Here is a 24,987-nt window from a genome sequence, read left to right on the forward strand (position 1 = left end):
AGTCGAAAACTAACAATTTTTTGGTTAGACGAGGCACGAAAACCGGAGTTTAGCCTTAGCTAAATGAGGATTTTCGGGACGAAGTATAAGCAAAAAAGTGTAGTTTGCAGGCCGATTACTAAAGTCCCAACACGCTCTAAATCCGGAGCAGGCAGACCATTACCTGGTCAACTATCAGTACCGTAAAGGGGGGCGTACTATCCGCGCTGAGCCTTACCCTAAAGAATATCAAAACCTCGTGCAGTTTCCCGCCGGTACCCCCTGCTGGGGGACAACTCCGGAGAAAGCCACGCCCATGGGCTGGATTTTTTCTACCGGGACCGGGTGAGCGATTTCCAGAGTTGGCTGGGTGGTTAGACCGCTGTGTGCTGCCATACGCCTGAAATCAGAATGGGGAAACCAACATACTATCTGGTCCCCCCATTTTCTTTTTATCTTTCCTTCAACACTTCGCGGGAGATGACCAGCTTCTGAATCTCAGAAGTGCCCTCGCCAATGGTACACAGCTTGGCGTCCCGGTAGTATTTCTCTACGGGGAAGTCCTTGATGTACCCATAGCCACCGAAGATTTGGACGGCTTCGTTCGCGATAGCCACGGAGGCCTCGGAAGCGTAATATTTAGCCATTGCGGAGACCTTAGTCACATGCTCACCTTTGTCCTTCATGCGGCCAGCTTTGCGGGTAAGGAGTTCTGCAGCCTGAATTTTGGTCGCCATATCCGCCAGCTTGAAGCCGATGGCCTGAAAGGAAGCAATAGGCTTACCAAACTGCTGCCGCTCTTTGGAGTACTGCACAGAAGCCTCGTAGGCCCCTTTGGCAATGCCAAGTGACAGGGCTGCAATTGAAATCCGACCGCCGTCCAGGATTTTCATAGACTGAATAAAGCCGTCGCCCACCTCGCCGAGAATCTGGCTTTTGTGGACCCGGCAGTCGTTGAAGATGAGCTCTGCCGTTTCACTGGCACGCATGCCCAGCTTGTTTTCTTTCTTGCCCGCTGTGAAGCCGGGCGTATCGCGCTCAATAATGAAAGCCGTCATACCGTGGCTGTCGAGCAACTCGCCGGTACGCGCAATCACAACAGCGACGTGGCCTGATTTACCGTGGGTGATAAAATTCTTGGCCCCATTGAGTACGTAGTAGTCGCCGTCTTCTTCAGCAACCGTCTTCATGCGCCCGGCATCACTGCCGGTGTTGGGTTCGGTAAGGCCCCACGCACCGATGAACTCACCGGTAGCCAGTTTAGGCAGGTATTTGAGCTTCTGCTCTTCATTGCCAAACATGAGAATATGATTGGTACACAGGGAGTTATGGGCAGCGACCGAAAGGCCGATAGAGCCACATACCTTGCCAATCTCCTCAATGACAGTGATGTATTCCTGGTAGCCCAGACCAGAACCATTGTACTTTTCAGGGACCAAAACGCCCAAAAAGCCGTACTGCCCCATCTGCTGGAACATTTCTACCGGGAATTCCTGGGACTCATCCCATTCCATAACGTGAGGACGGATGTAATTTTCAGCAAAGTCGCGCGCACTTTCTTTAATGAGCTGCAGGTTACTGATCGTTTCAACACTCATATAAAATAACGATTTGAGATAATTTGAGAATTGGTTAGGGTAATTGGGCAATATACGGAAAATTAAAGTTTCCTGAAACTGACTCCGAAGTCATGGCGTCATAGCTTAACCCAAAATAATAATGACAAAATACAGATATGGTTCAGGCCTGGCTGTCAGAAAAGGGCAATTTTGAGGGTGGGGGATGAGTTTTTGGGGGTGAGGGATGCGAGCGTTGCTGGTCGGTGTGGCTCCCACCACAATCGGCAACGCTCGCCGTAAAGCCCTAATCCTTCACTTGTTCTGATACCTCTGCCCGGCCTGCCAGGTCCAGCAAAAAGGCATACTCCATAGCGGTTTCCTTGTACCGGCGGTAGCGGCCAGACGCTCCTCCGTGGCCAGCCTCCATATTGGTGTGCAGCAGCAGCGGATTTTGGTCCGTTTTGAGCTCCCTCAGTTTGGCTACCCACTTGGCAGGCTCCCAGTATTGCACCTGAGAGTCGTGTAGGCCAGTTGTGACCATCATTGGCGGATAGGCCTTGGCTTCCAAATTATCGTAAGGAGAATAAGACTTGATGTAATCGTAGTAGGTCTTGTCTTTGGGGTTGCCCCATTCATCGAATTCACCAGTCGTTAGTGGAATGGATTCGTCGAGCATCGTCGTGACGACATCCACAAAAGGCACCGCAGCGATGATGCCCTTCCATAGGTCCGGCCGCATATTTACAATAGCACCCATCAGCAAACCACCGGCACTACCGCCCATAGCGAAGAGTTGTTCCGGGCTGGTATAGTTTTCTGCCACAAGGTGATCGGCCACATCAATAAAGTCGGTAAACGTATTTTTCTTTTTCAACAACTTGCCGTCTTCGTACCAGTGCCGCCCCATTTCTTCACCCCCCCGGATGTGTGCGATCGCGAAAGCAAAACCGCGGTCGAGCAGGCTTAGCCGGACGGAGCTGAAATAGGGCTCCATGCTACTGCCGTAAGAACCGTAACCGTAGAGGAGCAGGGGTTGTGTGCCATCTTTTTGGAATCCTTTGCGGTATACGATGGAGACCGGGACTTCCGCGCCGTCCCTGGCTTTAACCATTAGTCGTTCAGCCTGATATTCCTCTGGGTTGAACCCGCCAACGACCTCCTGCTGCTTGAGCATTTCGAAAGTCTTGCCCATCATGTCATAATCATAGGTCGTATTCGGCGTAGTCAGGGACGTATAGCCAATACGGAGGATTTTAGTATCGAATTCAGGGTTGACCGAAGTGTAAGCCAGGTAGGCTTCCTCCCCGAAATTAATGTAGTGCTCCTCACCAGCCCAGGGGCGTACGCGCAGCTGCGTAATCCCGGCTTTGCGCTCGGAAAGCACCAGGTAGTCCTTGAAGATTTCCATATCTTCCAGGAGTACATCTTTGCGGTGGGGGATAACTTCTTCCCAGTGCGCTTTGGTGGTTTGGTCTTCCGGTGTTTTCATGAGCCGGAAGTTTTGGGCATCCAGGTTGGTACGGATGTAGAAATGGCCGCCGAAGTGGGCAATGCTGTATTCCAGCCCGCGCTCCCGTGGCTGAATGAGTCGGAAGCTGCCTGCTGGATTATCCGCATTGAGTACCCGGTATTCCTGGCTCAGGGTCGAGTAGGAGCCTACTACAACGTACTTGTCTGACTTGGTTTTGTAGGCAAAGGCCAGGAAAGTGGGGTCTTCCTCACTGTAGACTTCCACATCTTCCGCCACGGGCGTTCCCAGGCGGTGGCGCATCACTTTGTAGCTGCGCAGGGTGGTCTCATCCTTGAGGGTATAGAAAACAGTTTGGTGGTCATTGGCCCAGACTGCGCTGCCGGTAGTGCCCGGGATTTGGTCGGGTAGCATTTCTCCGGTTTCCAGATTTTTGAACCGCAGCGTGTAAATCCGGCGGCTCAGGGTGTCTTCACCATAGGCCAGGAGCTGGTTGTCCAGGCTGACTTCCCGCCCTCCTACGTTGTAGTAATCAAAGTCTTTTGCTAATTCATTAGCATCCAGCATGATTTCCTCTTCCGCCTCCAGCGTGCCTTTTTTGCGGCTGTAGATAGGGTACTCCTTGCCCTCTTCATAGCGGGTGATGTAGAAGTAACCATTATCTTTGTAGGGTACAGAAGCATCATCCGGTTTCAATCGGCCAATGATTTCCTGGTAAAGCTTTTCCTGGAATGTGTCGAGGTGGCTCATCATGCTTTTGGTGTAAGCGTTCTCAGCATTCAGGTAGGCGATGACTTCCTCATCTTCCCGCTGATTGAGCCAATAGTAGTCATCTACCCGGGTGTCACCGTGGATGGTAAGGTCTTTAGGTTTCTTGGTCGCCTGAGGTTGTTCAAGCGCTGTCTTTTCATACATTTTACTGGTCGTTTTTGCAGTTTGTCCAGCGGGCTCCTTCCCACAGGACAGGACCGCCGTTGCCAAAATCAGTGTAATCAGGAAAGTAAGTAATTTCATGGATAAAAATTAAGATCGGGTGAAAGTTTAAAGAGGTCAGGATTAAAAAACCTGAAATCAAAGATTGCAGTAATTTTTTGAAAATTGCGGGTAAATTAGTGCTAATAATAGCCCGCCTGCCTACATTTGCCAACCATGCGCCTACGCACGTCATACCGACAGATTCTATCTATTTCTGCTCCTATCATGTTGGGCAGCGCTGCGCAAAACGTTGTGGCGCTCAGCGATAGCGTATTTTTGTATCATTTGAGCGAAGAAGATTTTGCCTCCATTGGTTTTGTCGGGGTGTTTTACCTGGTCATTGCGGCCATTGGCTACGGTTTCTCCCGTGGCGGGCAAATCATGATTGCCCGCAGGGCAGGGGAGGGAGGGCTTTCAGAGGTTGGGCGTACTTTCTACTCCATGGTCTACTTCGAATTTGCACTGGCCATACTGATGTTCCTGCTGATGCAGTACGGCTGCTATTATTTCTTCGGGCTTTTTGTCAATTCAGAAGTCATTTTCACCAAAAGCCTGGAGTATTTGGACACCCGCTCCTGGGGCGTCTTCTTCAGTTATACCGGCGTGGCAGTCATTGCGCTCTACACCGGCGTAGCCCGTACAACTTTTATCATTGTGGATACGGTTATCCTCGGCGTGGTGAATATCGCCCTCAACTACGGGCTGATTTTTGGCCACTGGGGGCTGCCGGCAATGGGGATTGCCGGCGCCGGGCTGGCCAGTACCATTGCGGAGGTCGTAGCTTTTTTGGTTTTTATGGTCTATATCTTTTTCGATAAGGAAGCCGTCCGTTACCGGCTTTTCAAACTGCCCAATATAGACCTGGCGCTCATCAAACAGCAGTACAAACTTGCCCTGCCTATCGTCGCCCAGTCTTTCGTTGGGCTGGGCAGTTGGTTTGTCTTTTTTGGCATCGTGGAAAACCTGGGCGAGCGCGAACTGGCCATCACTAATCTGGTGCGCATGGTTTACCTGATTTTATCGATTCCCACCTGGGGCTTTGCCAGTGGGGTGAATACCCTGGTGAGCAACTTCATCGGGCAGCGCAAGCGGCAGGCTGTACTGCCAATTATCTGGAAGACGGCCAAAGTCTGCTGGCTGACCACTATGGTCATCACGCTGCCAGTAGTACTCTATCCGCATGAGCTCCTCTATCCACTTCTGGGGGGCGGAGATATGTCCCTGATCACAGATGCAAAGCCGGTCTTCTATGTGCTGGTTGGTATTCTTTCTGCCTTTAGCATCGGTAGTGTCTATTTCAACGGTATGGCAGGCACGGGGGCCACCTTCTTCGGATTGGTTATCCAATCGGTTTGCGCAGCCGTCTACCTGATTTACATCTACATCGTCGTCAACCATACCGATCTCGGGCTGCCCTGGGCCTGGGGCTCTGAGATCCTGTACTGGATTGTCATGATGGGCATTATCCTCTGGTATATGCGCTCTCGCCGTTGGCATGGGCTGGAAGTCTAATAGCCAGGCCTTCGGTACCAGTCCACAGAGCAGGTAGTTTTTTATTGCCATAATTCCGCGTATTTTTGCCTCAAATAAAGCAGACCATGAAAATACGCTATTTCACTTCTTTCGCTCTGGCAGTATTGATCCCAATGCTGCTGCAGGGGCAGGAAATCGAAGTGCCGCAAACGAACCACCCATTGATTACCAAGCGCACCGCTACCTGGTGCCCCAATTGCGGGAGCTATGGCTGGACGCTGTTCCGCGACTTACTGGCCGATCAGCAGTCCAACGCCCTGGTGGTTGCGGCCCACTTCGGGAGCAGCGCCCTTGCAAATGAGGTCTCCAATGAACTGACTACTCTTTTGGGCGGCTTTGGCCAACCGGTCTTTTTTCTGAATAAAGACAACCTCGGTGCCAATAGCGGAAATATCGCGACCGTACGCCAGGATGCAGCGGCTGCAGTGGCGGGTATCAATGAAATACCACCGGTAGCTCAGACTGGCCTGTTGGCACAAGTAGCCGGCGATAGCCTGATAGTACAAACCAAAACGCATTTCTTCGGAGACGTAGGAGGAGAGCCGGTCAACCTTTCAGTCTACCTGATTGAGCCCACAGTGATCGCCACGCAGTCCGGTCAGGGCGCTATGGCTGAGCATAAAAATATCCTCCGCCACTCTATGACGGGTACTGCCTTTGGCGAGACGATTGCTGACGGTGGCGCCGCGGCAGGAGCAGAAGTGGAACGCCGGTACAGTATATCGACTGCCGATCTGGAGGCACAGGGTATCGATATTTCCAACCTGGGCAACAGCAGCCTTATTATAGCCGCGGTACTCTGGCAGGGCAACGCAGGAGAAAACTTTGAGGTGCTCAATACCAATCAGGTGCGGGAGTCTATGCTTACTTCGGCTCCTAGCCTTGAGGCTCAGGCTGAGCTACGGGTGTTCCCGATCCCTGCTGCTGCGGAAGTGACCCTGTCCCTTACGTTGGAGGAGGCATTGCCCGCAGCGAGACTAAGCCTGATGCATGCCAACGGGCAACGATTGCAAACCATTCAGCAGGGTACGCTGGGCGCAGGTGAGCATACCTTTGTGCTGAACAAAGGCCAATGGCCGGCCGGCACCTACTGGCTGCAGCTCACCGATGGCAACCGTACCCTGAGCCGTAAGGTTATCTTCCATTAACCTACTTACCATGAGATTAGCAATATTGACCTTTTGGGGAGTATTGGCTTGCACTCTGGCCCTCCGGGCACAGGATACGTTTTCCATCGTAGCCGTAGACCCTGTCACAGGCGAGGTGGGCAGTGCCGGTGCCACTTGTGTGGAAGGGATTGGCGGTTTTGGCGGGGTCATCCTGCTGAGCGGGATCATCCCGGGGCGGGGCGGTGTCAACGCTCAAGCTTACATTTGTATCAACCCCCACATCAACCTGGAAAATGCCATCGCCCGACTGGAAGAAGGCAATACCCCTCAGGGGGTCATCGACTGGTTGGTTGCCAATGATGCCTGTTTTTCTCAGAATTTCGACCCGGACTACCGGCAGTACGGAGTAGCGGTGCTTAATGCTGCCGGCGAACCGGAAACCGCGGCTTTTACCGGGCAGAATGCCGATGATTGGAAAGGGCACTTACTGGGTGAAACGTACGCCATACAGGGCAATATCCTGCTCGGGCCGGAAGTGCTCGATGGAATGGAGGCGGGCTTCAACAATACACAGGGCTCCCTCGCAGACCGCCTGATGGCCGCGATGCAGGGCGCCAAAATTCCCGGAGCTGATGCCCGGTGCCTGGAAGCAGGGACGTCATCAACTTCAGCTTTTCTGCGGGTCTTCAAGCCCGATGATGCGCCCGATGCACCTTATCTGGAGCTCAATGTCGCAGAAGCACCTTCTGGCGTGGAGCCCATTGATTCCTTACAGGCCCTCTTCGATGCGTGGCAACTGACGAATACCCGGGGCGCAGCGTTGGAAGAAGCCGGGCATTTTAGGGTTTTCCCCAATCCGGCGCGAACGGCAGTACAGGTTGTGGTGGCGCAGCAGACGGGCAGCGGGGCTCTAAGCCTGGAATGGTACAATGCCTCCGGCCAAATGGTGGGAAAGCAGGAAGTACGAGGCGGGCGCAATACTGTTTCGCAACCGGAAGGAGCAGGCTTGTACTGGCTCTGCCTGCGCGATACCAACGGGCATATCCTGCAGCAGGAAAAAATAATTGTCCTCAATTAGCACCCTATGCTCATACATCTCGACTTACTCCGTTACAAAGATCAGCTTCGGGTAAGGCGTAAAGACGATAAACGCTATATATTTGACCGGGTCCGCAAAAAGTGGCTGGTTTTACAGCCCGAAGAGCTGGTGCGGCAACTTATGTTGGAGTACTTGCTGCTGGATATGGGGTATAACCCCAATCGTATTGCGATGGAAAAGGGGCTGAAGGTCAATACACTGGACCGGCGCTACGACCTGTTGGTGTATGATAAAGGCGTGGCTCCTTATCTGCTCATTGAGTGCAAAGCCCCGCAGGTGAAAATCACGCAGGCGGTGTTCGAGCAGGTGTCCTGGTACAATTCCAGTCTGCAGGTCCCCTACATGATGGTCACCAACGGTATGGAGACCTACTGCTGCCTGATGGACTATGAAGCAAAAAGTTACCGGTTCCTGGAAGCTGTCCCGGATCCGGCCTGAGATCAAACCGTAGCCGAGTTGCTGCGTTATTAGGCTGAAGGGGGTGACTGATTCAGGGCACCGCCACAGCCTTACATTTTAGCACTGACCAAATTATATGAAAACCGAAACCATCCTTATCACGGGCGCTAATGGCCAGATCGGCACTGTGCTCGGGCAAGCCTTACGTGAGCAATTTGGCACCGCCAATGTCCTGTCTACGGATATCCGGGAGCCGGAAGTTTACGACTACCCCTTTGAAGTCCTGGACGTGCTGGACCGCAATGCCATGTTCGAAGTGGTCAAAAGCCGGGAGGTGACTCAGATCTACCACCTGGCCGCTATCCTTTCTGCCAAAGGGGAACTCAATCCGCAGTGGGCCTGGGAAGTCAACATGTCGGGCCTGTTCAACGTGCTGGAAGCCGCGAAGAAGTACGGCTGTAAAGTCTTCAACCCCAGCTCTATCGCTGTCTACGGAGGGGAAACCCCGAAAGTGGATACGCCACAGCACGCCGTACTGCAACCCCAGACCGTCTATGGCATCAGCAAGGTTGCCGGTGAGCACTGGAGCAACTACTTCTACCGGAAATTTGGCGTAGACGTCCGCTCCGTGCGTTACCCCGGCATCGTTGGCTATCAGTCGATGCCTGGCGGGGGCACTACCGATTATGCGGTGGATATTTTCCACCATGCGGTGCGCGGAGAACCGTACACCTGCTTCCTGGCCGACCACGCCCGCCTGCCCATGATGTACATGGAGGATGCCGTACGGGCAACCCTCAAAATTATGGACGCCCCGGCAGAACAAATTAAGATCCGGTCGGCTTATAATATTTCCGGGATGAACTTTACGCCGGCAGAGATCGCTTCGGCTATTCAGGCCGAAGTGCCCGGCTTTGAAATCACCTATGAGCCAGACTTCCGGCAACAGATTGCCGAGAGCTGGCCCGAAAATATAGACGATAAAGAGGCCCGGGCCGACTGGGGCTGGCAACCTGTATACGACTTGCAGTCTATGACCAAAGATATGCTGTCCCACTTGCGGGAAATGGCCTCCGCCGCCTTGTGAAAAGGGGCAACGTATTCAACCATTATAGTTTATGAATGTAGGTTTTGTGCAGGTCATGGATTAAGGTTTTTTGTCAGATCAAAACCTACGTTCATAAACTTTATTATTAAAAACTGAACTCAATTCTAACCTATGTATAAAAATGTAGAACCTGCCCTCGAGCAGGAACTCAGCGAAATCAAAGACGCCGGACTGTATAAGGAAGAGCGGGTGATTACCACCCCGCAGTCAGCCGCCATTAAAACGAAAAGCACGGGCGAAGTCCTGAACTTCTGCGCCAACAACTACCTGGGGCTTTCTTCCCACCCTGATATCCTGAAAGCTGCCAAGGACGCAATCGATACGCATGGTTTTGGGATGTCGAGCGTGCGCTTTATTTGCGGTACGCAGGACATCCACAAGGAGCTGGAACGCAAAATCTCCGACTTCCTGGGTATGGAGGACACCATTCTCTATGCTGCAGCTTTTGATGCCAATGGTGGGTTGTTTGAGCCCATTCTGACTGCCGATGATGCCATCATTTCCGATGAGCTCAACCATGCCTCTATCATCGACGGTATTCGTCTTTGCAAGGCCGCCCGTTACCGCTATAAGCACAGCGATATGGCCGACCTGGAGGAAAAACTCAAAGCGGCACAGTCTGCCCGCCGCCGCCTGATCGCCACGGACGGTGTGTTCTCTATGGACGGTGACATCGCCCGGCTTAATGCTATTTGTGACCTGGCCGACAAATACGATGCTATGGTAATGGTCGATGACTGCCACGCCACCGGGTTTATCGGTAAGACGGGCCGGGGTACGCACGAATTCCATGACGTTATGGGACGGGTAGACATCATTACCGGTACACTTGGCAAGGCGCTGGGTGGCGCTTCCGGTGGGTTCACCGCTGCCAAAAAAGAAATTGTGGACATGCTGCGTCAGCGTTCCCGCCCTTATTTGTTCTCCAATACACTGGCCCCGGCTATCGTAGGCGCCTCGATTAAGGTCATTGATATCCTGAGCGCTTCTACCTCCCTGCGGGACAAGCTGGAAGAAAATACAGCTTATTTCCGTAAGGAAATGACTGCGGCAGGCTTCGATATACTGCCCGGTGAAGCACCGATCGTCCCCATTATGCTGTACGATGCCAAGCTGTCACAAACCTTCGCCAACCGGTTGCTGGAAGAAGGCATCTACGTCATCGGGTTCTTTTATCCGGTAGTGCCCAAGGGCAAGGCAAGGATCCGCACACAACTATCTGCTGCCCACGACCGCGGGCACCTCGACAAAGCGATTGCGGCTTTCATAAAGGTCGGCAAGGAGCTGGACGTTATTTAGAGCTTATTGGGGTTTTGCTTTTGGAGCGAACGCAGGTCAAAGGGTGAAATCCCAACAAACGCTTGACCTGCACCCCTGTGAAAGGATCCGGCGAGCCGCTTTTTATGCAGTGGTCCGCCGGTTTGCTTTCTACGAGCTTGTTGGGATTTTGCTTTTGGAACGAACGTAGCCAAATTTTATGCTGATCGAGGCGTGATACATTCAAGAATGGAATTAAAGGGGCCTAATCTTGAATCACATAGCCTTAGCTAAGTGACTGACCTGCCCGTGTCCCGTCGCCTTTGGGCTTAGGTCATTGGCAACAGCCGCCCAAAGGATGAAATCCCAACAAGCTCTAAGTGTGAAATAAACACTATCCTTTTCCGCACCCGAAAATTCCTTTATCTTAGCCAGCAAATACCAATTGATAAGCATGATCAAAGCTTTTATTTTTGATTTGGACGGTGTGATTGTCGATACCGCTAAATACCACTTCATCGCCTGGCGCAGAATGGCTAACGCTGTGGGGTTCGATTTTTCGGAAGCAGAAAATGAGCAGCTCAAGGGCGTAAGCCGGGTTGACTCCCTAAACCTTATTCTGGACTGGGGCGGGGTGGAAAAGACCGAAGCTGAAAAGCAGGCTTTAGCAACCCAGAAAAACGAATGGTACCGCGAATACATCCTCAAAATGGATGCCTCAGAGATTCTGGAGGGGGTGTTGCCTTTTCTGGATGCCGTTGAGCAGCGGGGCTTAAAGCTGGCTGTAGGCTCTAGCAGTAAAAATGCCACCACGATATTAGAGCAGATCGGGTTGAAAGACCGCTTTGAAGTCATCATCGATGGCAATAAACTGACCCGCAGCAAGCCTGACCCGCAGGTTTTCCAACTGGGCGCGGAAGCCATGGGCCTCCAACCAGCGGAATGCGTGGTGTTTGAGGATGCCGAAAAAGGCGTGGATGCCGCACTGGCAGGCGGTTTTTATGCCGTGGGTGTAGGCGGGGATAACCTCAGTCATGCCCACCATGTCGTACCCAATTTTAAGGGGCTGTCCCCGGATACTATACTTCAGGCCTTGCCCGCGCAAGCCATTCAATAAAACGAAAAGCCTAAACCATTATGAAAGAGTATTTGAAGCATGACGAATGGAGCATTATTGAAGAAGGCTTCATTCCGGAATACAACCGCATTTCAGAAAGTATCTTCAGCATCGGCAATGGCCGCTTCGGGCAACGGGCCAACTTCGAAGAGCAATACTCCGGGGAGACGCTGAAAGGCAACTACCTGGCCGGTATTTACTACCCCGACAAAACCAAAGTGGGCTGGTGGAAAATTGGCTACCCCGAATACTTCGCCAAGGTCCTCAACGCCTCCAGCTGGGCGGGTATTAATATTGACTTTGACGGAGAAACCCTGGACCTGGCGCACTGCGAGGTGGAAGACTTCCGGCGGGAACTCAACATGAAAGAGGGGTACCTCCTGCGTACCTTCACCGCCAAAATGAAGAGCGGCCGCCGCGTAAAAGTGGAAGCTAAGCGCTTTTGCAGCATCGTACGGGACGAAATCGCCGCCCTGGAGTACCGCATTACCCCGCTGGACTTCTCCGGCCCGATGAACATCACGCCTTACATAGACTTCGACGTGGTGAATGAAGACTCCAACTACGATGAGAAGTTCTGGGTGGAAGTCGACAAGAAAGTCAAGCGCCGGCAGGGTTTTGTTACGGCAGAAACCAAGAAAACTGCTTTCCAGGCCTGCACGGGCATGAAGTTCAGTATTGAGCAAAAAGGAAAGGAGATCGATTTTGATGCCTACCGCATTGAAAAAGAGAAATATGTAGCTTCCTCTGTCGATTTGGAATGTAAGGAAGGGCAGGAGACCGTCATCTACAAATACGCAGCCAACGTCACTTCCCTGAATTATAAGAAAAAGGAACTCATGGACCGCTGTAAGGAAGCGGTGAAAGAGGCGTTTAAAGAAGGTTTTCAGTCGCTGTTGCGCGAGCAGGCGATCGCCTGGGGCAATAAGTGGGAGGAAGCGGACATCCGCATAGAAGGCGATGTAGCGGCACAGCAGGGCATCCGCTTCAACATCTTCCAATTGTACCAGACTTATACTGGTGAGGACGAGCGCCTGAATATTGGCCCTAAAGGCTTTACTGGTGAAAAATACGGCGGCAGCACCTATTGGGATACGGAAGCGTATTGCTTCCCCTTCTATCTGGCGACTGCCGATCAGTCCGTTGCCCGCAACTTGCTGATTTACCGATACAAGCACCTGCAGAAAGCTATTGAGAATGCAGAAAAGCTCGGCTTCACCGATGGCGCTGCGCTTTACCCTATGGTGACGATGAACGGGGAAGAGTCGCACAACGAGTGGGAGATCACCTTCGAGGAAATTCACCGCAACGGGGCCATTGCCTACGCCATCTACGACTACATCCGTTATACCGGCGAAAAGGAGTACCTGAGCGAGTACGGCCTGGAAGTCCTCATTGCCATAGCACGTTTCTGGGCACAGCGTGTGCACTACTCCGAGCGCAACGGGCAGTACATGATGCACGGCGTTACCGGCCCCAATGAGTACGAAAATAACGTCAACAACAACTGGTACTCCAATTATATTGCCAAGTGGTGCCTGGAATACACCATAGAGGCTATTGAGTACGTGGAAAAGGCGCACCCTGACCGTTACCAGGCTATTGAGGAAAAGATCAAATTCTACCGCCATACCGAGACTAAAAAGTGGCAGGAAATTGCCGGCAGCCTATATCTGCCTAAGGATGACGATCTGGGTATTATTGTGCAACACGATGGCTTCCTGGACAAGGAACTTCTCACCGTTGACGATCTGAAGCCTGAAGACCGGCCGATCAATCAGAACTGGTCCTGGGACCGCATTCTGCGCTCCGTTTTCATCAAGCAGGCCGATGTACTGCAGGGGCTGTATTTCTTTGAAGACCACTTCGATACAGAGACAGTCCGCCGCAATTTTGACTTCTACGAGCCACGGACGGTGCACGAGTCTTCTCTCTCGCCCTGTGTGCACGTCATCCTGGGCGCTCTGCTGGGCCGGGAGGAAAAAGCCTATGAGATGTACCTGCGTACGGCCCGCCTCGACCTCGACGACTACAACAACGACACCGAGGATGGTTGCCACACCACGAGTATGGCTGGTACCTGGATGGCCTTCGTTAAAGGGTTTGGTGGTATGCGGGTCTTCAATGACACGGTACAGTTTAGCCCCTTCATCACCAAAAACTGGAAATCTTACGCCTTCAAGGTGCGTTTCCGGGGCTACTACCTGGAGGTGAAAGTGGCGGACGAGCAGACGCAGATTATCAATCACAGCAGCAAGCCACTGGAGATTATGCTCTACGGTGAGCGCCGCGAATTGCCCGCCAATGGTACGGTAGAAGCAGCTGTGGTTCACCGTAAAGATTAGGACAACAATCCGGAAGCCTCCGCTTTGTAAAATGGGGGCTTCCCTTTATCTTCCCGACCAAATCCAAACTACTAAGGCGATATGAAAAAATTGAGCTGGTCCTTGTTTTTAATCTTTGGCCTTCTGGCCTGTACGGACGATGCCCCCACCGGTTCGTCCAATACGGAGTCGGTTGATACGTCGGCACCGGCGCAATCTGCCGGCACCGATAACATCACAGCTATGAACGGAGCCTTTGAGCCGCCTGTAGCTGCCGAGCCTTCTGCAATGGTCAATACCCTGACCACCAATTTCTGGGTATGGGAATTTTATGTGGTTGATGACAAAGCAACCCGCCTGGCCAACAAAGGGCGCTGGTTCAAGATGTCCGCTGATGGTAGTTACGAGACCGGGCGCTGGCAGGAGAAAACCGGATATGGCTCCTGGCGACTGCTGGAGCAGGACGGGAAAAAAATATTGCAATTTGACAATATCGACGACCGGCAGGACGAGCAATGGGAGATTCAGGGGATCAACCAGGAAAATGATACGATGACCTGGGCGGGCCTCTCTGATACGAAAACAGCGGGCGCTATTCTGAAAGCCATCAGTCTGCTAACCCGCCCGACCCGGCAGCAATTTGGTGTTGCAGAGTAAAAGGGCCTAAAATAAATCCCTATGAGAAGCCTGTTCTACCTCCTGATGGTTATGGCCTTTGCTTCCTGTGGTAGCAGGGATGGCCAAACCGGAGCCGAAAACAAATCCGAGCTTATGGAACCGTCAGACTTGCAGCCTTCTGCAGCTACGCCTGAGTGGGCTGCCCGTGCTAATATTTACGAAGTAAACGTGCGTCAGTACACACCGGCCGGCACGTTGGAGGCATTCGCCAAACACCTGCCCCGCCTGAAGGAAATGGGGGTGGATATCCTGTGGTTCATGCCGGTTTACCCCATCTCGCAGGCGAGGCGCAAAGGGAGTCTCGGCAGCTATTACGCAGTATCAGACTACACTGCCGTTAATCCGGCCTTCGGGACGATGCAGGAGTTCAAGGCACTCGTTGAGCAAATTCAGGGTATGGGGATGCGGGTTATCCTGGACTGGGTGCCCAATCACACCGGGTGGGACCATGCGTGGATCACCGAGCACCCGGAGTATTATACACAAGATAGCCTGGGCAACGTCATTGACCCTATCGACCCCAAAACAGGAGAGCCCTGGGGCTGGACGGATGTGGCTGACCTGAACTACGGCAACCCCGAGCTTCGGGAAGCTATGATTCAGGAAATGTTGTTTTGGCTGGAAGAAGTTGGGGTAGATGGGTTCCGCTGCGACGTAGCCGGGGAGGTGCCCGATGATTTTTGGGCACAGGCTGTACCCCGCCTCCGGGAAGCCAATCCCGAAATCTTCATGCTGGCAGAGTCTGATCATCCGCCCCACCGCAATCAGGAATGGTTTGCAATGAACTACGGCTGGGAGCTCCACCACCTGATGAACGCTATCGCTCAGGGAGAACGTTCTCCAAAAGCGATTGACACCGTTTTGGCTAAAAAAGCAGCCGCTTACCAACGGGGTTACTTTATGCAATTCCTTACCAATCACGACGAAAATTCCTGGCAGGGCACCATTGAAGAACGGATGGGGGAAGCAGCGGACGCCATGGCAGTACTGGCCTTTACTATCAACGGCATGCCGCTGATGTACAGCGGACAGGAAGCAGGACTAAACTACCGGCTCAAGTTCTTTGAGAAAGATACGATCCCCTGGAACGGCTTCAAAAAAACCCGGTTGTACAAGACGCTGCTGGATCTGAAACACAGCAACCCCGCATTAGGCAACGGGCTGGCAGGTGGTGCCCTGCAGCGCATTTATGTTGAGGAAGCTGAGGATCAGATTTATGCCTATCGCCGCAAAAAAGGAGCACGTCAGGTCGTGGTATTCCTAAACCTGAGTGATGAGCCACAGTCATTTACTCTAAGCAATGAGAACCTCGAAGGCGAGTACACCAATGTCTTTGCCAACAGTACTGTAAAGCTCACCAGTGAAATGACCATGAACCTCAATCCCTGGTCTTATCTGTTGTTGGAGCAATAGTCTTTTGTGCGCTAAGTTCTTCCTGGTGTTCAATAAAAAAAGCGCTCAGGCTCTTAGGCGGGCGATTAAGCAGGCGTTGCAACGTGTGCCTGTACTGATCAGCAGGAGGGACACGGTTGAAACGGTAAAGCACCACCTGAATGAACGCAAACATCAGGGAGCGCCCCCGCATCATCTTCCTGAAGATAAACCAGAATGGATTCGGATTGGTGTACCGGATGGGGCGGCCCAGCGCCTCCGAAGCTACCGTAGCCACCCGGTAATAGTCCATGGGCGAAGTACCCGTGAGGGTATATATTTGAGATGCTTCCGGTGCATTGAGCAAAAGGTCCGCTGTTACTTCGGCTAACTCTTCGGCATCAATAAAGGAAAAGCGGTTGCTACCTGCCGGTACGAAGACTTCATCCCGTTTGGTGATATCCTCCCTGATCTCCTGAAGGAAATTTTGCATGAAAAAACCAGACCTCAGGAAGATATAGTTGATGCCACTTTCCTTTAGCGCTTTTTCGATTTTATAATGCGGGGTCCACTTATTTTTATCGGCACTCTGAATAGATAAAAAAACAATCAGCTTAACCTCGGCTTCTTTTGCTGCTTTGAGCAAGGGCAAAATGTAGCCCTTTACATCAGTGAGGTTGGGGGGGCGTAGTAAAAACAACCGGTCGATTTCCTTCAGGGCCGACTTGAAACTGTAAATATCTTCAAAGTCGAATTGCCTGATTTGCCAGGTTTTTGCGTCAATCTTATGCCGGATAATTGCGGGCCGCCTCGCGGTAAAAAAAAAGCGATGCTCTGAGGACGCCCGCTGTAAAAAACGAACGAGCGGTTCTCCCACTGTCCCCGTAGCGCCTGTAACCAGGATGTTCATGTTTTCATTTTGGGTTGTTTGAGAATAGATTGGATAGCTCTCCAAGGCAGGGTTTGCAAATTTTGACTTGGAGAACTATCGCTTCAACTTTTGATTTGTTCAGGGCCCCTCACGGCTACAGCCTTCCGGGGCGCCAAATCTGCTCTAATAGAGTTTATGAATGTAGGTTTTGTAGAGGCCATGAATCAAGGCTTTTTGTCAGATCCAAGAGCGCCCGGAACCTAGTAGCCTGAGCTACTAAGGTGAGGACGTGATGCAGAGCTGGCGGAAAAGATGATTCAGGGGCATACAAAATTTACGTTCATAAACTCTAATAACTCACGAAAGGCATTTGCTGGTTAAACTGATTGTCCTCAACCTGTTTAACCAGGAAATCCGCCAAATCCGCTCTTCCAATGCTTGTACTGGCGTTGACGCCTACCCACCCGACCCGGTAGTTGCCTTTCTCGGGCTCGTCGGTCAGCCGGGGACCGCGCACAATGATCCACTCCTTGTCGCTTTCCTTCAGAATTTCAGCGTGGCGGATGGCATCATTCAGCACTTTGGGCACGGCGACTTTCATGATCAACCGAATCATTTTGTCGGCAAATTTTGGCTGGTCTTTTTCGTAAGGCAAACCGCCTCCCGACAAACTGATGATTTTATCTGCACGGTGTTCTTTCATCGCACTCAAAATATTGAAAGTACCATCGCTTTGCAACCACTTAGGCGAACCTTTTACATGACCAAATAAGCTGACCACAATATCGGTTCCGGCTACCGTTTTTTTGACATCCTCCGGGTTCAGGACATCCCCCTCTACCACTTCGAGCTGAGCAGAAGAGGTGTTGACCTTTGCAGGCGTACGTGCCAGCATTCTGACTTTATGGCCTTTTGCCAAAGCTTTCTTCAAAAACTCCTTTCCGGTTCTTCCGGTTCCTCCAAATAACGCAATACTTTTCATATTCAGTGTTGTTTCCCACAAAAATACTACCTTTACTTACCTTTTGTAAGTTTTGTATCACTAACAAATTTGTAAGCATGGAAGAACGGAAAGTAACCTCCACTAATTATGAGAACGAACAAAAGCTGCTACAATGCCCGGTTACCTACACGTTATCGATGATAGGAGGGCGCTGGAAGGCGGCAATTATCTGGCAGTTATCGGACGGGCCGGTCCGTTTTGGCAACCTGCGCGACCGGGTAGGGAAGGTGTCAGACCGTATGCTCGTCAAGCAGCTCCGGGAGTTGCAGGCTGATGGGCTGGTGCGCCGGGAGTCTTACCCGGAAGTGCCCCCGCGTGTAGAGTATGCCCTTACCGAAAAAGGCAGATCGCTGGAGCCGGTACTTGATGCGATTCTGAATTGGGGACTGACCAATACAGGGGCATAAAAAAAACCGCCTCGAAGGGCGGTTTTAGAGCAGGTTTGTGGGATTATTCTTCACCTTCATTTTTCTTCAGGATATAAGCCGCTTTGAGCACTTCCTTACGGCGTTCTACAGAAGGCTTGGTAAAGTGTTTGCGTTTACGGATTTCCTGAAGCAGGCCTATTTTACGGTGTTTACGCTTGTAGCGTTTTAGTGCGCGGTCAATATTTTCTCCACTCTTTACATCGATAATCAGCATATAAATGGTTTTCTTTAAAAAAAACTGATGGGCGCGTTATTCGAACCCGAACTTCGTTACTAAACAATTCCAGAACCGGGATTTTGAAAATAACAAACTACGTACCACCTGTTGTCTGTTATAATGAACAGAAAATCAATGCGTAAAGTTCCCCACGGCTGCTCAGGTAGTCTTCAACTGCTGGCTTCTGCCCATCAGGTTAGCGAGTTTGTAGAGGATTCGTGCGCCAACATTAGCGTCCCACTCGTGCGGAAACCCTGCGGTTTCGCACAAATCAAAGCCTATGATGGTACGGCCGCTTTCCACGACCTGCCGGAGCAGAAAGATAGCTTCATCAAAAGTGAGCCCGCCCGGCACTGGCGTTCCGGTATTGGGGCACAGCTCGGGCAAAAGCCCATCAATATCAAAACTGATGTAGACGGCCTGAGGCAGGGTGCTGATGATCTTCTGGCAGAGGCGGCCCCAGCTAGTGCCTTCAAAGGCCTGTTGCTGTAGGTCGTGATTAAAAAATACGGTGCAGCGCTTGTCACTTTGCGCCAGCCGGTACTCTGCCTCACAGTAGTCGCGTATGCCCACCTGCGTAAGCTGAGTAACGCCCTCCAACTGCAGGGCATTGTAAAAGATAGACGCATGAGAATAAGTAAAGCCCTCATAAGCCTCCCTCAGGTCCATGTGCGCATCAATCTGCAGTATGCCAAAGCCGGGGTGCCGTTCAGCAAGGGTTTCCAGAAAACCCAGAGGCACGCTGTGCTCTCCGCCTACCAGGCCTACCGCTTTGCCCTGTTCCAGGAGGGCGGTGGTTTCCTTTTTTACCCATGCTTTCAGCTCCGCGCAAGCGCTATTGATTTGCTGCAGGGTGTCTTGATCCACCGGGCGCCCCTCTTCGAGTTGCTCAATGTAGCGGGCGGCCCCGGGGCGCAACTCCTGGGAGCGCCGCAGCCAGGCCTCTTCGGGCGGGCGCATGAAGAGGCCCATTTTCCAGGCGTCCGGCACATCGGGGTCGAAGAGGTCGAGCTGGGGAGAGCCTTCAAGGATATTGGCAGCCCCGGTAGCCGTCCCCGCCCCGTAGGAAACGGTGACATCCCAGGGTACCGGCAGGAGGACGATGCTGGCATCCGCCTCTTCAAAGGGCAAACCGATGAAGTGCCCGTTTTTCAGCCCCACTCCGTTAGGGTCGAAGTTTTTGATTTTTTCCGCTTTAGAGTTGTTATTTACCATTTATCTTTGTTATTAGAACTTGTCTTTAAAACGATTAACGATGCCCAAAATCGTACTTTTGAACCTAATTTTCGCTCCGCCTGCCCGCGTATCGAACACTTCGGCCCCCGGTGGCCAGAGCCCACAGGGCACGAGACACAGGCAGGGGGGATACAAAGCTGGTGAAAAGGCGATTACGGGGCGGATAAAATTTACGTTATTAAGAGCGTGTTCGGCCTTTTGTCTTTTAGTCGAAAACTAACCATTTTTTGATTAGACCAATTACTAAAGGTCCAACACGCTCTAAACGCTATTAAACCAAAAAAAAGAAGATGTCCAAAGTATTGATTATTGGTGCCGGCGGTGTAGGCCGGGTTGTTACCTACAAATGTGCCCAGCATCCGGAAGTGTTTTCCGAAATCATGCTCGCCAGCCGTACCAAGTCCAAATGTGATACCATTGTTGCCGATGCGCAAAGAGCGACCGGTCACACAAAAATGCAAACTGCCCAGGTGGATGCTGACAACGTGCCGGAGCTGGTGGCGCTGATCAAGTTTTTTCAGCCCGACCTTGTGCTGCACGTGGCACTGCCTTACCAAGACCTTACCATAATGGAGGCCTGCCTGGAAACCGGCGTGCACTACCTTGATACGGCTAACTACGAGCCGAAGGATGAAGCCAAGTTTGAATACAGCTGGCAATGGGCTTACCAGGAACGCTTCAAGGAAGCAGGCCTGACAGCGGTGCTCGGCTGTGGCTTCGACCCCGGTGTGACGAGCATCTTCACCGCTCGGGCGGCGAAGCACCACTTCGATGAAATGCACTATCTCGATATTGTGGACTGCAATGCCGGTGACCACGGTAAAGCTTTTGCGACCAACTTCAACCCAGAGATCAACATCCGCGAGGTCACGCAAAAAGGCCGCTACTGGGAGAATGGGCAATGGGTGGAAACCGAGCCCCACGAAATCATGAAGGTGCTCAACTACCCTGATATTGGGCCTAAAGACTCCTACCTGATCTACCACGAAGAGCTGGAATCCCTGGTCAAAAATTTCCCTACCCTCAAGCGTGCCCGCTTTTGGATGACCTTCGGGCAGGAATACCTGACCCACCTGCGCGTGATCCAAAACATCGGTATGGCAGGCATCGAGCCGGTGAAGTACAAAGGCGTGGACGTCATTCCGCTGGAGTTCCTCAAATCGGTACTGCCGGACCCCGGTGGACTGGGCGAGAACTACACCGGCCAAACATCCATCGGTTGCCGCATCAAGGGCATCAAGGATGGCAAAGACAAGACCTACTACATCTGGAACAACTGCAGTCACCAAGCCGCATTTGATGAGACGGGGGCGCAGGGCGTTTCCTACACGACGGGTGTTCCCGCTGCCATCGGTGCCATGATGGTACTGACTGGAAAGTGGAGCGGTGCCGGCGTCTTTAACGTCGAAGAGTTTAATCCGGACCCTTTCCTGGAAAAGTTGGGAGAGATGGGCCTGCCGTGGCAGGAGGAAGTAGGTATAGACTTAGAATTATAAAAGGTATGATAGACTACAGCAAGGCTCCTTCTCCGTCATTTTTACTGGACGAAAGCCGCCTGCGCCGGAATCTGGAGCTCATCAGCAGTGTGCAGGAACGCGCAGGCGTTTCTGTCATTCTGGCCCTCAAGGGCTTCTCCATGTGGCGGGTGTTCCCGCTGGTGAAGCAATACCTGAAAGGTGCCACGGCAAGTTCCCTGCACGAAGCACGGCTGATTTACGAAGAGATGGGTGTGCGGGCACATACCTATTCTCCGGCTTATGTGCCATCGGAATTCGAGGAAATACTAAGCTATAGCAGCCATGTTACCTTTAATTCCCTTAGTGAGTATGAGCGTTTCAAAGACCGTTTGCCAGGCACCGGGCATACGGTCTCCGCCGGTCTTCGGGTCAATCCGGAGTACTCAGAAGTGGAAGTGGACCTGTATAATCCTGCAGCGCCGGGCTCCCGCCTGGGCGTGGCGCCCGATAACCTGGGCGACCGCTTGCCGGAAGGGATTGAAGGGCTGCACTTTCACACCCTCTGCGAGTCTAGTTCTTTTGATTTGGAGAAAGTGCTGGCCGCTTTTGAGCACCACTTTAGCCGCTTTTTCCCACAGTTGAAATGGGTAAACTTTGGCGGGGGGCACCTCATGACCAGAAAGGGCTACGATGTGCCCCACCTCATCAACCTGCTGCAGCGCTTCCGGGAACGTACAGGGCTGGAAGTCATCCTTGAGCCCGGCAGTGCCATTGCCTGGGAAACCGGAGAACTAGTGACCACTGTTTTGGATGTGGTCAACAACCGGGGGGTGCAGACTGCGATTGTCGATGTATCTTTCACAGCTCATATGCCGGATACGTTGGAAATGCCTTACCTGCCGAAAATACTGGGTAGTGTGGAAGGAGGAGCAGACCGGCATACCTATCGGATCGGCGGGGTGAGTTGCCTGGCGGGCGACTATAAGGCGGAGTACCATTTCGAGCGCCCCCTGGAACCCGGTGACCGGCTGATCTTCTGGGATATGATCCATTACACCATGGTCAAGACCTCTACTTTCAATGGTGTGAAACACCCTGATATTTGCATGTGGACGGTAGACAATCAGCTGGAAGTGGTTAGGCAGTTTGGGTACAAAGACTTTAAAGGGCGCTTATCCTGATTGAGGGGATTGATCAAACGGTAGCCCCCTTTGGGACTCATTGGGAATGAGCACTTTTACTTTTTCCGGCAGAATCCGCACCACTACAGACTGAACATCTCCAACGAGCTCACCATCAACCTGTAGTGGTAGCGGCCGGTCGGCATCAACCCTGACCTGGTCGCCGGATAGGATTTTCACGTATTTGGACTTGTCGACCCGGCCTATGAAAAACAGGATACTCATCCAAAGCAGGTACCACCGGGGCCAAGGCATAAAGATACAGGTCTCGAATTGCCCGTCATCGAGTTGACCAAATGGGTTTACGATAGCCCCGGTGCCGTAGCGGCGGGCATTGGCAAAGGTAGCCATTACGCCCCGGCGAACATACCGGTGCTCTCCCAACTGTATACGGAACCTGGCCAGCGGGCGTTCCCGGGCTACCCGGAAAAAGCTTTTCAGGTAACCCCGCTTCCCCCGCTCCGTATCAGACTCAAACTCCTGAATCAGGCGCGCATTGTAGCCTATATCGGACAGGTGCAGACAGTGGTGGCGTTCGTTGATCAGGAGTACGTCCAGGTTGAGGGTATGCCCTGTGCTTAGAACATCAAGGGCGGCACCTACGTTTTCAGGAATACGGAGGTCTGTTGCCAGCCCATTGGCTGAGCCAAGCGGTAGAATCCCTAAAGTCATGGAAGTACCCAGGAGTTGCCGGGCTACGAGATTAAGGGTGCCGTCTCCGCCACAGGCAACGACTATAGCCGGCTGCGCTTGCTCAATACGTTCTGCAAGGCGTGCTGCATCCTCTTTTCCGGTGGTTTCGAATAGCTGGTATACGACCTCCTGTTGGCTGCACCATTGTTCGATTAGTGTTTTGGGAGCCGCTTTGGCAGTGCCGCCGGAAACCGGATTGACAACGAAAAGTATTCCATTCATAATTATAAAACATTGACGCCGCTGCAGATGTGCGGTGCCCCATGACAGATTTTCTCTTCCGCAAGCTAAGCTTACAAGTCAAAAAGTGGCTGGGCATCAGGACCCCACCGGTGGTACTACCTTACCGGGGCTACGGAACGCCCGACCGGTTTTTTGTAAAGGGGCATGTGCTGGACGACCGCCTGCTTTACAAACCGGAGCCTGGCGACAGCCTCTGGCGCAACCTGCGGGCGATGTTGAGCCGCTATCTGAGTACGTCCATCCCCGGTATACAGGTAGACATTCGCTTTAACGGGCAGGAATATGTAGTACAGACCAATGAGCGCGGGCAGTTTGAGCTGCTGGCAGAAGGGCCGCACGAACTGCAGGAAGGCTGGCATCCGGTACATTTCCGGGTCCGGAACCCACTGGAAGAGGGGCCTGCCTTTCTAGAACAACGTGAAGAGGTGTATATTAGCCACGATACACAAGCGTTTGGCGTCATTTCTGATGTGGACGATACGATTTTGGTGTCGCACGCTACCGAGACCTTCCGTAAATTGCGCCTGATTCTCACCAAGAATGCCACCACCCGGTTGCCTTTTCCCGGAGTGCCGGCTTTTTATCAGGCCTTGCATGCCGGCCGGACAGGAAATTGCCATAACCCGATCTTTTTCATCAGTAGCAGCGAGTGGAATCTATATGATTTCCTGGTAGACTTTTGCCAGGCCAAGGGTATCCCTAAGGGCGTATTCCTTCTGCAGGAATTAAAGTCAGGCCTGAGCGATTTTTTGAAGACCGGGGGCGGCACACATACCCACAAACTGGACAAAGCGCGGCACCTGATGGAAGTGTTTCCTGACCTGAAATTTATTTTGATTGGGGACAGCGGCCAGCACGATGCGCAGCTTTACGCACAGCTATCCGAAGCCTACCCGGACCGTATTCTGGCGGTGTACATCAGGGATGTGACCCGGCGTAAGAACACAGAGACCATTCACGCCCTCTACGCTGATCATCCACATCTAAAGGGTGAAATTTGCTTGTCTGATGATACACAGGCCGTGGCGCAACATGCCTGCGAGCACGGTTGGATTTCAGCGGCCGGGTTGCAATCTGTTGTTGCTCAGGCTACCCATGCTGAATAGACTTGATGCGTTGGACCGGTGCAGTCGGAAAAATGAGCCTTCCTGGACAAAACAATGATTCCCAATAAGCTCTAATAGGCTGAGATTTCGTCAATCTCCAATTCAAAGGCACCGGTTTGCTTATTAGCGATCAGAAAGCCAATTTCACGGATATCATCTGCTGTAATCGGGGGCACGTCATTCAGTAACCGTCCACGGAAAGTAGGCTGGAAGGCACTCCAGGGCAATTCGACGCTTTGCCAGTCGCCCTTTTCGGCTGTAAAGCCAGCCCGGTAAGCCACCCGGTTGTAAGGTCCTTCCACCCGCACCCTGAACTCATAGATTTGCCCATCTCCACGCACCCGTAGCCGGACACCGGTAGTACCTGCGAGGTCGAGTTGCCTGACTACCGCCCGGCAGGAAGCGAAGCCACCGTTATTTTCCAGCGACACCGAACCGCTAAATTGCCCGTACCCGGCATCCTGTACCTGCATCCGGCTGGTGGAAATACCCCCCATCACGCCATCGTTGACAATCTGCCAATTGAGTTGAGCATCAGGCGAAAAGGATTCTATAATCATCTTGTTGGTCATGGGG

Annotated in this window: 22 protein-coding genes; 14 read left to right on the forward strand and 8 right to left on the reverse strand. The window is 52.4% G+C overall.

Annotation, left to right across the window (positions count from 1 at the left end):
- Positions 1–431: 431 nt before the first annotated feature.
- On the reverse strand, positions 432–1,577 hold the full coding sequence (locus RIC19_RS16430) for an acyl-CoA dehydrogenase family protein (RefSeq protein WP_350179432.1): 1,146 nt from the start codon (positions 1,575–1,577) through the stop codon (positions 432–434).
- Between the two features lie 265 nt (positions 1,578–1,842).
- The gene (locus RIC19_RS16435) at positions 1,843–4,020 is read right to left on the reverse strand and encodes a S9 family peptidase (protein ID WP_502930845.1); all 2,178 of its coding nucleotides are present in this window, start codon (positions 4,018–4,020) and stop codon (positions 1,843–1,845) included.
- Positions 4,021–4,155: 135 nt separating this feature from the next.
- Here RIC19_RS16435 and RIC19_RS16440 point away from each other — a divergent pair, with 135 nt between their 5' ends.
- The 10 genes from RIC19_RS16440 (at position 4,156) to RIC19_RS16485 (ending at position 16,018) form a co-directional block, all read left to right on the forward strand.
- Complete coding sequence (locus RIC19_RS16440; protein WP_350179433.1) at positions 4,156–5,493, forward strand: MATE family efflux transporter; 1,338 nt, start codon at positions 4,156–4,158, stop codon at positions 5,491–5,493.
- Positions 5,494–5,579: 86 nt separating this feature from the next.
- Positions 5,580–6,662, forward strand: a complete 1,083-nt coding sequence (locus RIC19_RS16445) for a T9SS type A sorting domain-containing protein (RefSeq protein ID WP_350179434.1) — start codon at positions 5,580–5,582, stop codon at positions 6,660–6,662.
- Between the two features lie 10 nt (positions 6,663–6,672).
- Entirely contained in the window at positions 6,673–7,701 is a 1,029-nt protein-coding gene (locus RIC19_RS16450; protein WP_350179435.1) for a DUF1028 domain-containing protein, read from the forward strand.
- A 6-nt stretch (positions 7,702–7,707) separates the two neighbouring features.
- A complete protein-coding gene (locus RIC19_RS16455) occupies positions 7,708–8,160 on the forward strand; it encodes a type I restriction enzyme HsdR N-terminal domain-containing protein (RefSeq protein ID WP_350179436.1) in 453 nt (150 codons plus the stop codon).
- Positions 8,161–8,257: 97 nt separating this feature from the next.
- Complete coding sequence (locus tag RIC19_RS16460) at positions 8,258–9,208, forward strand: NAD-dependent epimerase/dehydratase family protein (protein ID WP_350179437.1); 951 nt, start codon at positions 8,258–8,260, stop codon at positions 9,206–9,208.
- A 132-nt stretch (positions 9,209–9,340) separates the two neighbouring features.
- The gene (gene kbl / locus RIC19_RS16465; protein ID WP_350179438.1) at positions 9,341–10,528 is read left to right on the forward strand and encodes a glycine C-acetyltransferase; all 1,188 of its coding nucleotides are present in this window, start codon (positions 9,341–9,343) and stop codon (positions 10,526–10,528) included.
- A gap of 412 nt (positions 10,529–10,940) precedes the next feature.
- Positions 10,941–11,603: a beta-phosphoglucomutase gene (gene pgmB / locus RIC19_RS16470; protein WP_350179439.1), complete on the forward strand. Its 663-nt coding sequence runs from the start codon at positions 10,941–10,943 to the stop codon at positions 11,601–11,603.
- A gap of 20 nt (positions 11,604–11,623) precedes the next feature.
- The gene (locus tag RIC19_RS16475) at positions 11,624–13,948 is read left to right on the forward strand and encodes a glycoside hydrolase family 65 protein (RefSeq protein WP_350179440.1); all 2,325 of its coding nucleotides are present in this window, start codon (positions 11,624–11,626) and stop codon (positions 13,946–13,948) included.
- A gap of 81 nt (positions 13,949–14,029) precedes the next feature.
- The gene (locus RIC19_RS16480; protein WP_350179441.1) at positions 14,030–14,584 is read left to right on the forward strand and encodes a hypothetical protein; all 555 of its coding nucleotides are present in this window, start codon (positions 14,030–14,032) and stop codon (positions 14,582–14,584) included.
- 21 nt (positions 14,585–14,605) lie between these two features.
- Positions 14,606–16,018 (forward strand): alpha-amylase family glycosyl hydrolase, encoded by a 1,413-nt coding sequence (locus RIC19_RS16485; RefSeq protein ID WP_350179442.1) that lies wholly within the window; start codon positions 14,606–14,608, stop codon positions 16,016–16,018.
- Here RIC19_RS16485 and RIC19_RS16490 read toward each other — a convergent pair.
- Together RIC19_RS16490 and RIC19_RS16495 are read right to left on the reverse strand one after the other, a co-directional pair.
- Positions 15,984–16,886 (reverse strand): NmrA family NAD(P)-binding protein, encoded by a 903-nt coding sequence (locus RIC19_RS16490; protein ID WP_350179443.1) that lies wholly within the window; start codon positions 16,884–16,886, stop codon positions 15,984–15,986. The two genes, RIC19_RS16485 and RIC19_RS16490, sit on opposite strands and share 35 nt — an antisense overlap.
- A 310-nt stretch (positions 16,887–17,196) precedes the next feature.
- The gene (locus RIC19_RS16495) at positions 17,197–17,829 is read right to left on the reverse strand and encodes an NAD(P)-dependent oxidoreductase (RefSeq protein WP_350179444.1); all 633 of its coding nucleotides are present in this window, start codon (positions 17,827–17,829) and stop codon (positions 17,197–17,199) included.
- 77 nt (positions 17,830–17,906) lie between these two features.
- Between RIC19_RS16495 and RIC19_RS16500 the strand changes: the two genes are divergently transcribed.
- Positions 17,907–18,257 (forward strand): winged helix-turn-helix transcriptional regulator, encoded by a 351-nt coding sequence (locus tag RIC19_RS16500; RefSeq protein WP_350179445.1) that lies wholly within the window; start codon positions 17,907–17,909, stop codon positions 18,255–18,257.
- A gap of 43 nt (positions 18,258–18,300) precedes the next feature.
- Here RIC19_RS16500 and rpsU read toward each other — a convergent pair whose 3' ends face one another.
- Together rpsU and RIC19_RS16510 are read right to left on the reverse strand one after the other, a co-directional pair.
- Positions 18,301–18,492 (reverse strand): 30S ribosomal protein S21, encoded by a 192-nt coding sequence (gene rpsU, locus RIC19_RS16505; RefSeq protein ID WP_350179446.1) that lies wholly within the window; start codon positions 18,490–18,492, stop codon positions 18,301–18,303.
- A 162-nt stretch (positions 18,493–18,654) separates the two neighbouring features.
- Positions 18,655–19,710 carry an agmatinase family protein gene (locus RIC19_RS16510; RefSeq protein ID WP_350179447.1) on the reverse strand — a complete coding sequence of 352 codons (1,056 nt, stop codon included), beginning with the start codon at positions 19,708–19,710 and terminating at the stop codon, positions 18,655–18,657.
- A gap of 311 nt (positions 19,711–20,021) precedes the next feature.
- On the opposite strand from RIC19_RS16510, the gene RIC19_RS16515 reads away from it, so the two are divergent.
- Positions 20,022–21,227 carry a saccharopine dehydrogenase family protein gene (locus tag RIC19_RS16515; RefSeq protein ID WP_350179448.1) on the forward strand — a complete coding sequence of 402 codons (1,206 nt, stop codon included), beginning with the start codon at positions 20,022–20,024 and terminating at the stop codon, positions 21,225–21,227.
- Between the two features lie 5 nt (positions 21,228–21,232).
- Positions 21,233–22,369, forward strand: a complete 1,137-nt coding sequence (nspC, locus tag RIC19_RS16520) for a carboxynorspermidine decarboxylase (RefSeq protein WP_350179449.1) — start codon at positions 21,233–21,235, stop codon at positions 22,367–22,369.
- Here the strand turns inward: nspC and RIC19_RS16525 are convergent.
- A complete protein-coding gene (locus RIC19_RS16525; protein WP_350179450.1) occupies positions 22,361–23,284 on the reverse strand; it encodes a diacylglycerol/lipid kinase family protein in 924 nt (307 codons plus the stop codon). The two genes, nspC and RIC19_RS16525, sit on opposite strands and share 9 nt — an antisense overlap.
- 41 nt (positions 23,285–23,325) lie before the next feature.
- On the opposite strand from RIC19_RS16525, the gene RIC19_RS16530 reads away from it, so the two are divergent.
- On the forward strand, positions 23,326–24,411 hold the full coding sequence (locus RIC19_RS16530) for an App1 family protein phosphatidate phosphatase (RefSeq protein ID WP_350179451.1): 1,086 nt from the start codon (positions 23,326–23,328) through the stop codon (positions 24,409–24,411).
- Positions 24,412–24,482: 71 nt separating this feature from the next.
- Here the strand turns inward: RIC19_RS16530 and RIC19_RS16535 are convergent, their stop codons facing one another.
- On the reverse strand, positions 24,483–24,983 hold the full coding sequence (locus RIC19_RS16535) for a CIA30 family protein (protein WP_350179452.1): 501 nt from the start codon (positions 24,981–24,983) through the stop codon (positions 24,483–24,485).
- Positions 24,984–24,987: the final 4 nt, after the last annotated feature.

It is taken from the genome of Phaeodactylibacter sp. (genome assembly GCF_040219495.1).
In the GTDB taxonomy this organism is placed as follows: Bacteria; Bacteroidota; Bacteroidia; order Chitinophagales; family Saprospiraceae; genus Phaeodactylibacter.